Origin of the sequence: Bacillus sp. SD075 (genome assembly GCF_017355165.1) — a bacterium.
In the GTDB taxonomy this organism is placed as follows: domain Bacteria; phylum Bacillota; class Bacilli; order Bacillales; family DSM-1321; genus Peribacillus.
Window position 1 is genome coordinate 28895 of the sequence record NZ_JADILK010000036.1, and the last position, 14003, is coordinate 42897.

Consider the following 14003-nt stretch of genomic DNA (forward strand, 5'->3'; position numbering starts at 1 on the left):
TTATATAAGCAACCATTCCTTTAATAGCGCCAATCCTATAAATCCAGGACGATGAGACACCGTCCTGGATTTATAGGGTGGTTTAATTCATTTATATTCTACCGAGGTTATGGTTTAAAGACAAGACAGTAGGGATATATAATGCCTGCTCTTAGAGTAACTGGAGAATGAGGTTTAAAGTCGGCGTTAAGGTATCTAGCTGCTCAAAAGCTTGAACTTACGAGGGTTCGAATAGCTTAGAAGCATTGAAGGAATTTAAAAACCTATACAGGTTATATGCGAAGTACATCATGGTTTCCAAGATCCTAATAATATTTATATGACCTACCAAAAGGGAATGCATCTGGAAAGAGTTTATGATGGAAAATTGGATGCTAAAAAAGAGATTGAAGATAGGTTGAATCATTCATTCGTAAAAATTGAATTATACGAATAGTTATATTACCTAAGAACAACAACTTGTAAGATTCAGAGTATATATAATAGAGTAGGGGCTTAAAAGGGTTCTTTTTTATTACACATTTTTTTAGTTTACATAACATATATTATAGGAAGTTGATAATACCAAAAAATAATGTCTCATAATCACAAGTAAACTTGTATTAATGAGACAGAATAAAAATTTCAAATTATTTTTACTGGGCATTTTTAAACTGTAGTCGATGTATCTGGCCATAATCCAATTCGTAGTTCCTTACCGCTTATGGCTACGATTTCTCCAACGCTTATCATGCTGTATGTGGCCAACCGTCTTCACTTACCGTTAACAACAACATGGCTTCATGCTGTTTGTCAGTAAGTTCTTCACCATTTAACAAGTCGAATACCTCTGTTGATATTTCTATTCTATTCATTTTTTCACCTTTTCTTCATTTTAAACCAATGGCCTGCACCCCATATAAAAAGTAATGTAAAAATATAATATAGGTTATATAGTTTCAGAAAATTCTCCATCATCCATCTATGTTTTACTGCTATATTTCATTCCGTCCCACCGTTTCGCACCGAAAACATCGAGCTCAAATTGATCTAAAGCTCTGCATGAAAGATGGTCAATGATATCGTCAACGTTTTCCGGATGATTATAAAAGGCTGGCATCGGAGGGAATATAATAGTTCCCATTTTTGAGAGTGCTGTCATATTCTCTAAATGAATCGTATTTAGAGGGGTTTCTCTTGTCATCAATAATAATTTTTTTCGTTCTTTTAACATTACGTCAGCAGATCGTGTTATTAAATTATCAGCTAATCCCATTCGAATCGAGGCAAGGGTTTTCATACTGCAAGGAGCTACAATCATCCCATCAACTCGAAAGGATCCACTGGATATTCTAGCAGCTTGATCTTTGTATGAATAGGCATAATCAGCTAACTCTTCCACGTCTTTAACAGAATACAAGGTTTCGTGTTGAATAGTAGCATGAGCCCAAGGAGACATTACTAAATGAGTCTCCACTTCACTATTTTTAAGCATTTGAAGAATCCTAATCCCCAAAATTGCTCCAGTTGCTCCTGTAATTCCAACAATGATTTTCATCCAATTCCCCCTCCTTTTTCATGTTTTTGTTTAATAAAGCGAAAAACTGTCAAATGCAAATTCCCCCTACACGAAGCAAAGGGTAATTATTTATTGAATAATTCTGGCGCAAAAAGACTTGGATCTACCTCTTTAAATGCTGATCTTTTAAATTCATCTTTTAAATGATAAGGCACTGTACAGTCAAAAATTGACTTACAGGAAACCCCTTTTTCCTGAATAGATGGGCTGTAAGCCGGATCTTGTGAAGGATCTAACGGATGACAACGCACTCCAGGAATGAATACGGTATCAACATCCCCTTGATAACGTGTATTAAGAGCCCATAATACATCATTGCTATCAAATGGATCCACATCTTCATCCACTATAAAGACATGCTTAAGCTCAGAAAATGCAGAGAACGCAAGCAAAGCTGCTTGTCTTTGACGTCCTTCATCACTTGGCTGACTTTTCTTGAATTGTAAAACTGCCATGTATTTACCGCCGCCTGATGTATGAGCATAAACATTTAATAATTTGCCTGGCATTGCTCTTTCCACCATTTGAAGTATGCTTGCTTCTGTAGGAATACCAGCCATATTCACATGTTCTTCACTTGGACCAATAACTGTTTGCATAATTGGATTGACACGATGCGTAACAGCTTTTACTTTGATTAAAGGTAGTTCAGCTACAGCAGAACCGTATAACCAGGGAATTCCGGCATTGCTTTTCCGGTATTGGTGTTTTGATCTTCTCGAACACGTACTCCAGGAACCAATTCCCCTTCTATCACATATTCAGCATTTGCGATGGCTTTTTCATCAATGGTCAAGCATTGAACTAGTTCAACAGCTTCATTTCTAATCGCTCCTGCAACACTCAATTCATTAAAACCTAGCGGTGTCGTTGGTGCCTCAAAACAAGCCGCGACTTCAATAGCAGGGTCAACGCCGATACTAATGGAAATGGGTAATGATTTTCCAGATTTTTCTGCCTTTTCACGAAAAACTTCTAAATGGCGGCCTGGAACAAAGTACATAGTCATCTCATCTTTACTTTGTAAACATAAACGATGTATAGTAATATCTGATTCTCCCGTTTCTGAATCAGAGGCATAGCACATACCTATCGTAATATATGGACCCGCATCTTCCTCTGTATTCGTAGGTGCAGGTATTAATTTTCTAATATCGAAATCTGGATCTTCTGCATAGTGAACCACTTCTTGAGCTTTCGCTTTATCGTTTGAAATGGTAATTGGATTAATTGGATTTTTAACCGCTTCATTTAATAGGAACCCTAATCGCTCTGGTTTTGTATCAAGCATGAGGCCAACTCTTTCACGGCTAGCTAAAAGCCCAATCAGTACGCTTGCATCTTCATGTCCCTTTACATTATTAAAAATCATGGCTGGCCCAAGTTTTGTTGGGCGCATTACAGTACCACCAGCACCGACATGACGATAAACCCCTGATAATTCAGCGTGTGGATTGACTGGTTCATTTGTTTCAATTAATTGTCCTGGAACTGTTTGTAAAAGTTCTAAAGCAGAACGTAAATCTGTCACTTTATTCATTTTTTCAGACATAAAAATCCCCCTATCACTTTATGATCAGCATCCAATGTATCCTTCAATTTCAAAGAACCTATATGTAATCGGTTACAAGGTCTACTATACAGTCAATAGTAATTTGAAAATTCGAATAATTTTCCTACAGGGTATAAGTATATTAACAATTATTTATTCAAAATAGCTTTGTTGAAAACTGGTTTATCTTGTAATCTAAGTTCAAAATCTAAATGAGCAGTATAATAATCATTTTTCAATCCTTTTTCAACACCAGAATGTTTTTCTAACTTCGTAATTAAGCTTCCGCGAACACCTTGTGCAACATCATCTTCTAAATATTTATCCCCTTCAAAATAAATTTGTGTTACTAATCTATCGCCATTTTCCGGTTGGAATAACAGGTGCAAATGTGCTGGACGATATGAATGATGATCAATCCACTTTAAGAACTGACCAGAAGGTCCATCTGTTGGAATTGAATAATTACCCGGTACAACTGTTTTAATTTCAAAATCACCATTCGAATCTGTGTAAAATACACCACGTAAATTATTATCTGGAATACCTTCAGCGTAACCCAGTCTTGTAAACAGCACAGCCATATACTCCTCAAATTCAAATCCACTCATTTTATCTATATCATAACTTTTGGACATCACATAAAAGAAAGCCTGAAGCAATTTCCGCTACAGGCACTTAATGGTTCATGTCTTCATCGGTCGAAAAGACATCCCATAATTCTTGGTACTATAATCTATATCCTACTTCTCTATGCTTATTCCTTCTTAAATTCTTTATCAATTGAAATACTGCTTCCTTGTTTATTTCCTCATGTTTTTGAAACTCATTTAAAACAGAATCATTCGCTTTTATAATTGAACAGTGAAACATAGTTCCAATGAAAAAGTAATTATAATCATTGGATCTATTGCGTTCTTCTATTTGGAGGTCTGCGAGTCTATACACTTTATCCTCAATTTCAATATACCCTGAATTAAGATGATGGGTCTCTAATATATGTTCATCGTTTATTATTAACGCATGATACACCTCTTCTCCATTTATAATGAAAGGTTCATTTTCTTCTCTTTCAAATATGATTAAGTCATCATAACTATTTCCTGTATACAACCATATTCCTTTGATTTTTAATTCTCTGTAATCACCCAACAAAATTATCTTATTTCCCAAATACACTATTTTACTAAACTCACTATTTGCTATCCCGGTATTAAACCAGAGTTTTTTCTTAAAGTTTTGTTTATTGATATTTTCCACCAATCTTTTTATATATTTTTCATCATCAACAAACTGTAATCCTTGAGATACAGAGGGACATGTAGAACAAATAACATCATTTAACAAAAACATTTCTTCAAAAGGATCCACTTCTCTTCTTGAGTCCTTAATTTCGTTAATATGTTCAAAAATCTCATTAATATTCTGATACCTTTGTTCGTGGTTATTATAAAGGCACTTATTTAACACTATTTCAATAACTTCTGCTTCTTCTGATGTAAAAATATCAGTGATTCTGCTTCTATTTGTTCCTCTATGCGTTGCTCCAAATACATACCATTGGCAAACTTGACCAAGAGCATATATATCCATCGATGGGGCAGGAACAGCACCTTTATTTGCTTGTTCAGGAGCTGAAAACTCATAATTCGCTAACCTTTCTCTTCTTTCAGTTTTTGCTTTTAATGTATATAACTCAGGATTATAGTTAGCAATTCCAAAATCGGTTAAAATAAAGTCAATTTCTTTTGTTACTAAAATATTTTCTGGCTTAATATCCCTGTGTATTATTCCATTTTGGTGTATTTTATCTAAAGTATTAAGTAAAAAGTAAAATAATTTTATAAATGTCTCTTCACTTATTTTCGAAGTAACACCTCGAAAAGCTTTGAGTGATTTGTCGTACCTTTTCATAATAATTGCCGGAACCAAATAGCCTTCTTCTAAAGAAATTTCTTCATAATTTATATAGTTAACTATGTTACTACGGTCTTCCAATAAATTAATATTGAAATATTCAGCTTTAAAACGTTGTAATTTACTCTTCCTACTATCTTCTACGAGAAATTTTATGGCAACCTCTTGATTATTCTGAACCCCACCATAAACAAGACCGTTCCCACCTTGACCTATTTCATTTAAATTAGAAATTTCTCCTAATGACAAAATAATTGACCCTTTATTTTGCTCGATAAAACGCCTTACTCTTGTCACTAAACTTATATTTTCATCTTCTTTAGACATTGTATCCTCCCGTATCTTCAAAAATAATTATCAACAAACTAATTAACAAATATTACTCTATTAACCATTATCCTCTCTATAAATACAACAATAAAAAGGAAAATAATCTATTTCAATAGAATGTTATAATCCTAATTGTAATTTAAAGAGAAAAGGGGGTTTTTTACCGTTATGGACGATACAGAACAAATAGAAAGGCTTTATTCTCCTGTAGAAGTAGCGGAATAGCTAGGTATAGAAAGACAAACTGTAACCAAGTATGCCCGGCTGCTGGAACAAAACGGCTATAACTTCCATAAAGACGAAAAAGGAAATAGAAATTATACCGATTCAAACATTATGATGTTCAAAGAGCTTATAAAGCAGCGGAACCGCCCTGGCATAACTCTTGAAACGGCTGCAAAGTCGATTGTATCAGTATATGAAAGTAAATCTGTTTTCCCTACCGATACAACTTATACCCTCTGATATAACGCGTCTTGAACAAGATATATCAGATAGAATGGACCAGCAAGATAGAACCATAGAAAAACAATCCGAACTGATCCGGGTATTAGTTGAACGTCTAAACGAAAAATCTAAATATGAAGAAGAACGAGATAAAAGGTTTAATGAACGATTAGATAAAGGCGACGAAGTGGTTGCTTACTTAAAGAAACAAAAAGTGAAAACCTTAAATGCAGTGGTTTCCACTCATCCGGATGCTGATCATATTGGTGGATTGGCTTATGTCATTCAAACGCTTAATGTAAAAACTGTGTATGCACCTAAGGTTTCACATACTACGCAAGCATACAAAGACTTTTTGATGGCGGTTAAAAAGAAAAAGCTTACGATTAAAACGGCCAAGACAGGCGTGGATATTTCAACTAAAGCAAAGAATTCGACATTGAAATTCATTGCACCCGTAAAAGACTATGCAAAATCAGACTTAAATAACTGGAGTGCCGTACTTTTACTTAAACATGACAAGAAGACATTCCTGTTCACTGGGGATGCCGAGGAAAAGTCCGAAAAAGACATGTTGGCTAAAAAGCTAGTTCCTAGTGTGGATGTGCTTAAGGTCGGCCATCATGGAGCAAACACTTCATCAAGTTCAGCCTTTATTAATAAAGCCAAACCGAAATACGCTGTAATCAGTGTAGGGAAAAATGGTTATGGGCACCCTACTTCCACGGTGGTAAAACGATTGAATTCGGTGAAAGCCAAAATATACCGCACGGACAAATCAGGCAACATCATTTTTACTTCTACAGGTACGAAAATTACTGTAAAGACGGTGAAGTAATGGTAAAAGGCATTATTGATCGGTTCGAAGGAAATATTGCCGTCGTTGAAATCGATGGTGGCGATATGAAGGATTTCCCTAAAAGTTCTCTTCCCAAAGGAGCCAAAGTTGGGGATATGCTGATCATCGAAGGTGATAACATCACCATTTCTAAGGAAGGCACTGAAAAATTAAGAAAAGAAATTGACGATTTAATGGGATGAATTATTTGAAGATTGATGATTGAGCCCCTTCTCTAATAAGAAGGGGTTTTTCTCTTTTAATCCATTACCATTAGACTAATTATTTCGGTAAATTGAATATACTCAAAGGAGTTATCTTGCTTCTGAATCCTTAACTCCTTAGTGATTGGGTGTATGTATACCCAATAGCCGATCTTGCCTGTTTACAAATCCTTTTTCATGTTTTCGAGTTCCCATTGTAAGTCCTCGTATTTATCAAAATAAAATTCGATTTCTAATTGCTCTTTGTAATCATTGGAACAAGACAAACGGTAGTCCAATGTCATGTAATTTTTTCCGCAACAAGCGCATTTCGAGAAATAATCTAACGACATGTTTTTTCGAACCCCTTCACAGGTTTACCGGGTTTACCTGGGCATAAAAAAAGCCGCTCTTTTTAGAGCAGCTGCATTACTTCATGGCCTGTCGGTATCGTTCACTTTTAATTTCGCTCTTTTCTTGAAGGCTTATATTTTCCCACCAAAAATAGTATTCGGCTACAATAATCATCTTTTCTTTATGAAACATTAACGCTTGCAGCAATTCTTTATATCTTTTACGGATATTAAGCTCTCCATTAACTTTAATATATAAATCATTAGGATTTTTAGGGGGACTTTCCTTTCTTCTCATGACATTAACAAATTGTTGAGCTACTGCGGTAGGATGTACATTTGGAATACTCCCAATTATCTCTGAAAGTTCCGCATAAGTTTCACGAACCACCTTAACTGCAACTTTTGTCTTTTGTTTCTCCAGATACTCGACCGCTTTCTTTAATCGGTGTGCCTGCATTTCTTCTAAATTAGATTTTGCTTCCCAACCACTAATTAATTCGTAAAAATACGGATCCATTTCCTTGTATTCCTGGATAGTAGATAAGATTTCAGCTTTTTCACTTTTTTCTAAACGGTCTTTTTCTTTCAGCAGCTTTTCTTGTCGTCTTATTTCGGCTTGCCGCCTTTCAGAAACAGATTGAATATACTCCTGTTGGTTTTGCAGCTCGATCAACTCAACATTAAGACTCTGCATAACCTGTTGCTTTTTAATATCAAAGCGTTCCCGGTTTTTTGTTTCCTTGACAACTGCGAGAATATTAATAGCTTCCTCATGCTGCAGCTGCTCCTGTTCTTCCTCATAAGCCTTCTTAAAATCAATATTAAGAAACTTTTCTCCGGCCCATTGTGCCGGCTGGTGTTTGCCTTCGTTATGCTCTAATTCAGCATCCGGCTGCTCAGTTGCTGCTTTTTTATCCGGCACATAATCTATATTTAATACTTCGGTTGCAAGCAACACATCCACGACTTTATCCTGTTCAATACGATAGACTTCATATTCCTCTTTAACAGCAAAATCTTTTTCCCGGATTAAGAAAAAGTGGCCATCATGATTAACGGATACAACATACTTATAGGAATCCATTAACAGGTGAAAGCTGTTCGGAATGTCAGCTAAAATAAAAAATGGTGTGGGTTTATCAAAGGGAATCATTTGTTTTTTATAGGTTTTAGTACCATCTTCATTTTCGACTAATACATTTTCAGATAGACTCGTATATTTACCCTCACCAAAAAAGGAATTTAAGACAATGATCCACGCTGTCGGTATGATTGCAGCGGAATATGTATTAGTCCTTTCGGCAACGGTGGAACGCTTAATAGATGGACTTGCCTGTACTTCAATGGCCAATATATCTTGCTGATACAGGACTGCCACATCTGTACGAACCTGCTTATTATTGGCCCTGAAAGCACGCTCCATTAATACATGATATCCTCTTTGCTGGAACCGCTGAAACAAGTCTTTTTTTACGGCAGAATGCGCCAAGCCTTCCGCTTGAAAACAGTTATTTCTAGTAAGGTGGGCAAAATGGTTATTCCTATCCTTTGGTCTACGAAAAATCATTTGTGTTTCACATGAATAGCAATAACAAGTCTCTTTTAATTGATTACGAATAACATCATAATCCTGTTCTGTTAATTCTGTTGAATCGACTCTAAACACTTTGTTCCCTTGAAATTCATCTACGTCTACATGCTGCAATACTTTTTCATAATCCGATTGGTACGGTATATAAGCATATCTAGGCATTTTCCACTCCCCCTATATACAAATAATACCAGCAAAACTACCACTCTTGTTTGTTGGCAGCAAAAAAAAGATCGCGCCCTATAATAGGAGCGGTTTCTGTTCGATTATTCCATTCACTGTTCCGGTTTTTTCACTCAGTGGAGGTGCAATCGGGACATATTCCCCTTTGAAATTTTTTCTCTCTTCGTTTTTCTTTTAGATTCTCAAAGAAGATGAATAGAACAATGTTAGCACCTCCAAACTTTACCCTTTGAACAAGAAACCATCCGACCAATCGTACGTTTTGAGACACAAAAAAACACTCTTTTTTAGTGAGTGCCTTTTTTTCTCGTTTATTTATCGTAATATCGAAGCATCCCATATAAATTCTTTTCCCACCCCAAATATGTCATAAAATCAATAAAATCATCCCTATTTAATCTGTTCCTTGCTTCCCAACTTACAATAATGTGCCATCCTTTTTTTAATTCAAATTGATAATTTAAGTGCTTGCAAAATTCCGCTTTTTGTTTAGTGGTCATTCAAATTCCCCCTTCTTTTAAAATTGCATGTTATTAAATACGATTCAAAGAGAAAATTTTATAATCAAATGCAAGAAATGAGCAAAAATCCCCAATAGCATTAAAAGGACTGCTGCTGTATCAGCTTATGAGTGGATACAAAAGATAAAAAGCTCTGTTCGCTATCCAAGCGACTTTCAAATTTTTAGTATTGTTTACAACGGAGAAAATGACATTACAGATTTAGTAAGTAAGATACGCCCTATAATAAAAGATGATTTAGCTTTTTAAAATTAATCAACTAAAAATATAATTTAGGGATCTCTTTAGAGGTTCTTTTTTATTTGGCTTTTTTAAAGATTGATGTTGATTTTTGAACAAATAAAAGAAGACACCCTATATAAGTGGTCTTCTTTAGTCCATCCTAATGAACTAACGCACCAAATAGTTTAAGTACCTTCTTTCAACGTCTTTTAGTTATGATAGCGCCGAGGTCCTCTATCTGAAGGAAATCCAATTAATCATTCGTCTAAATTTGGACTCACTAGATTCATTACCCCTTGATAGCTTCTTTTGTACCTCTAGTATAAAAACTTCAACCTCCTGTAAATTTTTAAACGTTTCTATTGGTTTACAATATGAATTATCGTCCAATTCATCTACAAAGTATGCTGCAGCGGATTCAGATGCTCTCCCATAATCTTCTAAAAGGATTCCCATTTCTTTGGCTCTTCTAAACATTTTTGTTCTTTTAGAATCAGAGGTATAGACTGTTACATCAGCATAAACAAGTGGAATACCAGCAACCTTTGCAAATAGCACACGATGGTTCCCATCTTCAATTCGAAATTGGTCTTTATATTCCTTGAGGGTAATTGTATTGCCTCCTAGACCCCGTCCATTCATCCCTTTACGTTGCTCTGGAGTACTTTTCATATATTTAAAAAAGTACTCGGGATTCTCTAGAAACTTCTTACAACGCTGAGATTGATCAGACCTTTCAAAAGCTTCTATAACTGAACACTCTGAGTATTTAGAGTGATATGTGCTAAAGATTTGTTGAGGGTTAACCAATTTTTGCACCTCAATTTTTGTACAACAGAATGATTCAAGTTTTGGCCAATCATTCATTTTTTTCAGTAGATCATCAGGTGGATTCATCCTGTCAATTCCTAACTTTTCATAAAACAGTGCTACGTCGTTTGTTTCCATAGGACTACACAACTCCTTAAATAAAATAAAGACCCATTTCCTAATTCAATATATCCATACAGAGCCTGCTTCTATAAACGTTTAACTCGTCCATTAAATTTATTTTGCTAATATCCTTTTGACATATTAGCGATAACTACCCCTGTATTAGTTTGGGCTCCAATAAACTTCCCATAACCGACATATATTCCGAAATGACCATAAAATTTCTTAGGATTTTTAGAATCAAATTTATTCCCGACCTATTAATTGTCTGACAAACTCTACATAATATATTTTCCAACCTTGGTCTTTTACATAGATTAAGGACGTTTTAACAATTACAGTTCCGTATTACTTACACCATTAATGTCCCTTGTAATAATTTATCAGAGAACTTTCTATAAAGGATAATAGCCTGTAAAAAATTAAAATATAGATGGTTACACTTTTATATTCTAACGAGGTTAATGTTAAAATACCCATACATAGATATATCTTTTGATAGCGTTCTTAGGCTATCCATTAAAGAAAGCGCTGAATTTTTTAGTAAAGGTCAAAGATAATTATATTTAATGTTAAAACAATGCTTCCCTACACAACTGTCATTAGAATTAATTTTCTTATTTATTCTTATAGATGGAAGCATTGAATATACTTGAGGTCCTCCAAGCATTCTAAGACCACTTAAATTAAATAATGAATCAGGAAATTAAGCAGCATTACCTGATCCATTATTTCTTAAGTTAGGAGTTATCTTTTTTTATTAAGTTCTGGTCTCTTGCATTTTATGTGTGCGTTTTAATTTATTTGTTAACCGGAAAAACTCGACCTTATTACGTTTTTCAATGAGTCATCGATTTGTTTTTCAATTTGGGCTTTCCTGTAATCTTCAAGGGCTCTTTTTAGTACCATTTCAGCGATCACTTCAGGTTTCAGGCAATTGCTTTTCCATAAGAAGCCAACTCCTAAACCTTTTTTATTATACTGAGTACCCTGAAGATTATTATCATTTATTAAGTGCTTGCCTTGTTCCTTTTTCTTTTTTGCTCGGAATTATCACATCATCGGTGGCGTGTACTTTAAGGGAGCCGTCTCTAACTTTCAAGAAGGAATTAATGCAAGATCCTTGGCGTTGCTTGCGGCCAGGAAACACGCATTGAATATGAGTCTGGAGGTGCAGGAATCTCCAGAATTTTCACACCGACCTATATTGACCGAGGATTCTCTCCATAATGTGAAGGAAACTCTGATGAGGCACTTCTGCATTTCATCATCGCTTATCAAAAATAATCCTCAAAGTTCAATAAAATGGCCTTCATGGCTTGGCTTGAGTTTCCCTTTTCTTTAATCCTTTTCAGAAAGTCCATGAACAAAATCACCAGTAAATCCTCGACCTTCAACTCTTCATCCATCAAGTATGGGGAAATATCATGCAGGAATACCTCACCCCGGTATATCTCTGACTCCTTTATTCGAAGGGTGATTTCTGCTCGTTTTTCTTCTGAGGTCACCTCGATTTCCTCTTCCCTTTGCTCGAAAGAGAAAAGGTTGGTCGTCACCTGCTTCAATACTCTTTTTTCAATCATCGGCCGTTCCAGGAATTTTTTTTTGGAAGAAATTAAAAAGGGACAGAGCTGTTCATATTTGGCCCCCTTTTTCACTTGTTCTAGAAAATCGAAGTATAAGAGGGCAATAAGATGATACAAACTTAGGTTTTGCGGAGCCTCTTCAAACAAATCCTTCATGTCTTCAACGAATACCTCCCCCCTTAAAAATTCATAATAGGGTAACTCAATTTGCACATATCGATATTTAGGCAAGAAGTAATCAAAAAACCCCTTTTTTTCCTTTTTCCCATAAAACAGCTTGTTCGATAAAAGGTTAAATTGACTATAGGATTTCTTCAATGGAACCCCCTCTTTCTAACCAGCCTACCGTATGATGAATCATGCAAAAGGCAACCCTCCGATCGGACAGATCCTTTAAGATGGCGACTTCATGCAATCCTCCCCTTTCGCCGTATTCAGTTTCCAGCAAGTAGGTATGCATATATTCCTTCGTGTCCGCATAGTCCATTGCATAATTCACATCCTTCCATCTAGTCAAACCGAACCTTAGCAATAAGGTATTGCAGGCCGTTTGCGTCAAGGATTTTCCCGTTTTTTGCTTATATATCGGATTTAACGTTTTGCAAAGGGTCCGGAGCTTGACCTTCATGACATAATCGACAGGGAACTTAATGTCATGCTGCTTGTCCTTCCTGACTTTCCTCACCGACGTTATTTGGTACGAAGAACCTTCGGAAGATGTTTTTTGAATAGCTTTTGGTTTTGGATCCTTTTTCTTCATTTCCTCGAAAAAAGGGTTCAATGATGTCATCCCTTCCCTCCTCTCCCCTCTCATTCTGTAAAAATGGGAACATACCTTAGGGTCACTTTGCCAGTTTTCCACTTTACTAACAATATAGTGGGGAAGAGGTCACTTTAGAACCGAGGAATGTATGAGCTTCCTTTACCATGGCGATACTATTTAGCAAGAATATTAAATTGCGAGGGATATATATGATGAAAAAGAACAAAAAGGATACGGAGATAAAGAAGCAGTTTGCGAAATTAATGGAACAGGCGGGTAAAAAGGCCGGAGGAAAAATTGTAAAGGTAAAGATAAAGTAAGAAGAAAGCGAATGAATGACATTCTGACTTTTATTACAAGCGTAGAATATTTACTCAGCAAATTGTTCCTTCTACCCGAAGGCGCTATTGTAAGTTTTTGAGGTTGCATCAAGCAACCTTCAAGCAGGCTCGATGCCTGCTCTAAATCGAGAAAAAACGGATGTTTTTTTCTCCATGCGTGAACGCACCAGCTGACGATCCAGCCGGTGTGCCTCCTTTTATTGGTTATTTCCTTCAGTGCTTTTCCAAAGGTACCCAGTCCCTATAAAACAAAAGGGAGAACCATCCCCCTCTTGCTCGTCTTTTTTCTTATTATAAATACCCCTTTTCTTTTAAGCTAACATACTTACCCGTATGGGAAACAATCAAATGGTCTAAAACTTCAATCCCAATAATTTTCCCTGCTTCCGCCAATCGCTTTGTGACTTCAATGTCTCCCATACTCGGGGTTGGGTCACCCGATGGGTGGAAAAGGACATGTTTCCCCTTGGTAAGTTCGGTTATACCTAACTTATCCATTTTTTGATTGTATTTAAAATAAAGTTTGATCAAATTGATATTTAAAAATCTTGGTAAACGAAAAGAAAGAGCGTGTTTTGAGATTGATCAAAACACGCTCTTAATATATTCAGTTGAATGATTCTTTTATAAAATTGTTTGATCATTTTCCATACTTCTTAATG

The 14003-nt window shown here is 35.7% G+C and carries 14 protein-coding genes and 1 pseudogene; 2 read left to right on the forward strand and 13 right to left on the reverse strand.

From position 1 onward, the window contains the following. Nucleotides 1-728: 728 nt before the first annotated feature. From IOC57_RS26575 to IOC57_RS19335, 6 genes are all read right to left on the reverse strand, one after another. On the reverse strand, nucleotides 729-854 hold the full coding sequence (locus IOC57_RS26575; protein WP_396020863.1) for a hypothetical protein: 126 nt from the start codon (nucleotides 852-854) through the stop codon (nucleotides 729-731). Nucleotides 855-961: 107 nt separating this feature from the next. Next, a complete protein-coding gene (locus IOC57_RS19320) occupies nucleotides 962-1537 on the reverse strand; it encodes a non-oxidative hydroxyarylic acid decarboxylases subunit B (protein ID WP_207440218.1) in 576 nt (191 codons plus the stop codon). A gap of 86 nt (nucleotides 1538-1623) precedes the next feature. Further along, a complete protein-coding gene (locus IOC57_RS26580; protein WP_396020864.1) occupies nucleotides 1624-2157 on the reverse strand; it encodes a hypothetical protein in 534 nt (177 codons plus the stop codon). Nucleotides 2158-2210: 53 nt separating this feature from the next. Then, nucleotides 2211-3110 carry a UbiD family decarboxylase domain-containing protein gene (locus tag IOC57_RS26585; RefSeq protein WP_396020865.1) on the reverse strand — a complete coding sequence of 300 codons (900 nt, stop codon included), beginning with the start codon at nucleotides 3108-3110 and terminating at the stop codon, nucleotides 2211-2213. A 149-nt stretch (nucleotides 3111-3259) separates the two neighbouring features. After that, nucleotides 3260-3721 (reverse strand): dioxygenase family protein, encoded by a 462-nt coding sequence (locus IOC57_RS19330; protein WP_286185033.1) that lies wholly within the window; start codon nucleotides 3719-3721, stop codon nucleotides 3260-3262. A 118-nt stretch (nucleotides 3722-3839) separates the two neighbouring features. Continuing rightward, the gene (locus IOC57_RS19335) at nucleotides 3840-5354 is read right to left on the reverse strand and encodes a serine/threonine protein kinase (RefSeq protein WP_207440219.1); all 1515 of its coding nucleotides are present in this window, start codon (nucleotides 5352-5354) and stop codon (nucleotides 3840-3842) included. Nucleotides 5355-5856: 502 nt separating this feature from the next. Between IOC57_RS19335 and IOC57_RS19340 the strand changes: the two genes are divergently transcribed. Next, entirely contained in the window at nucleotides 5857-6642 is a 786-nt protein-coding gene (locus IOC57_RS19340) for a ComEC/Rec2 family competence protein (protein ID WP_207440220.1), read from the forward strand. Then, complete coding sequence (locus tag IOC57_RS19345; RefSeq protein ID WP_207440221.1) at nucleotides 6642-6845, forward strand: DUF3006 domain-containing protein; 204 nt, start codon at nucleotides 6642-6644, stop codon at nucleotides 6843-6845. Before IOC57_RS19340 ends, IOC57_RS19345 begins: the two co-directional genes overlap by 1 nt. 429 nt (nucleotides 6846-7274) lie before the next feature. On the opposite strand, the gene IOC57_RS19350 is transcribed toward IOC57_RS19345, so the two are convergent. The 7 genes and pseudogenes from IOC57_RS19350 to IOC57_RS19375 all read right to left on the reverse strand — a co-directional run. After that, nucleotides 7275-8954, reverse strand: a complete 1680-nt coding sequence (locus IOC57_RS19350) for a competence protein CoiA family protein (protein WP_207440222.1) — start codon at nucleotides 8952-8954, stop codon at nucleotides 7275-7277. Nucleotides 8955-9286: 332 nt separating this feature from the next. Next, on the reverse strand, nucleotides 9287-9475 hold the full coding sequence (locus IOC57_RS19355; protein ID WP_207440223.1) for a hypothetical protein: 189 nt from the start codon (nucleotides 9473-9475) through the stop codon (nucleotides 9287-9289). 477 nt (nucleotides 9476-9952) lie between these two features. Further along, nucleotides 9953-10666, reverse strand: a complete 714-nt coding sequence (locus IOC57_RS19360) for a hypothetical protein (RefSeq protein ID WP_207440224.1) — start codon at nucleotides 10664-10666, stop codon at nucleotides 9953-9955. 792 nt (nucleotides 10667-11458) lie between these two features. Then, on the reverse strand, nucleotides 11459-11560 hold the full coding sequence (locus IOC57_RS26760; protein WP_483862052.1) for an IDEAL domain-containing protein: 102 nt from the start codon (nucleotides 11558-11560) through the stop codon (nucleotides 11459-11461). Nucleotides 11561-11928: 368 nt separating this feature from the next. Next, the gene (locus tag IOC57_RS19365; protein ID WP_207440225.1) at nucleotides 11929-12555 is read right to left on the reverse strand and encodes a hypothetical protein; all 627 of its coding nucleotides are present in this window, start codon (nucleotides 12553-12555) and stop codon (nucleotides 11929-11931) included. After that, nucleotides 12539-13027, reverse strand: a complete 489-nt coding sequence (locus IOC57_RS19370) for a hypothetical protein (RefSeq protein ID WP_207440226.1) — start codon at nucleotides 13025-13027, stop codon at nucleotides 12539-12541. The genes IOC57_RS19365 and IOC57_RS19370 overlap by 17 nt, the downstream gene beginning before the upstream one ends. 605 nt (nucleotides 13028-13632) lie before the next feature. Continuing rightward, nucleotides 13633-13788, reverse strand: a pseudogene (locus tag IOC57_RS19375) (JAB domain-containing protein); the annotation flags it as partial. Between the last annotated feature and the right edge of the window lie 215 nt (nucleotides 13789-14003).

Coding starts and splice junctions, on each gene's coding strand:
- IOC57_RS26575 (WP_396020863.1), bottom strand. CDS start 854: ATGAATAGAATAGAAATATCAACAGAGGTATTCGACTTGTTAAATGGT.
- IOC57_RS19320 (WP_207440218.1), bottom strand. CDS start 1,537: ATGAAAATCATTGTTGGAATTACAGGAGCAACTGGAGCAATTTTGGGG.
- IOC57_RS26580 (WP_396020864.1), bottom strand. CDS start 2,157: ATGCAAACAGTTATTGGTCCAAGTGAAGAACATGTGAATATGGCTGGT.
- IOC57_RS26585 (WP_396020865.1), bottom strand. CDS start 3,110: ATGTCTGAAAAAATGAATAAAGTGACAGATTTACGTTCTGCTTTAGAA.
- IOC57_RS19330 (WP_286185033.1), bottom strand. CDS start 3,721: ATGAGTGGATTTGAATTTGAGGAGTATATGGCTGTGCTGTTTACAAGA.
- IOC57_RS19335 (WP_207440219.1), bottom strand. CDS start 5,354: ATGTCTAAAGAAGATGAAAATATAAGTTTAGTGACAAGAGTAAGGCGT.
- IOC57_RS19340 (WP_207440220.1), top strand. CDS start 5,857: ATGGACCAGCAAGATAGAACCATAGAAAAACAATCCGAACTGATCCGG.
- IOC57_RS19345 (WP_207440221.1), top strand. CDS start 6,642: ATGGTAAAAGGCATTATTGATCGGTTCGAAGGAAATATTGCCGTCGTT.
- IOC57_RS19350 (WP_207440222.1), bottom strand. CDS start 8,954: ATGCCTAGATATGCTTATATACCGTACCAATCGGATTATGAAAAAGTA.
- IOC57_RS19355 (WP_207440223.1), bottom strand. CDS start 9,475: ATGACCACTAAACAAAAAGCGGAATTTTGCAAGCACTTAAATTATCAA.
- IOC57_RS19360 (WP_207440224.1), bottom strand. CDS start 10,666: ATGGAAACAAACGACGTAGCACTGTTTTATGAAAAGTTAGGAATTGAC.
- IOC57_RS26760 (WP_483862052.1), bottom strand. CDS start 11,560: ATGGTACTAAAAAGAGCCCTTGAAGATTACAGGAAAGCCCAAATTGAA.
- IOC57_RS19370 (WP_207440226.1), bottom strand. CDS start 13,027: ATGACATCATTGAACCCTTTTTTCGAGGAAATGAAGAAAAAGGATCCA.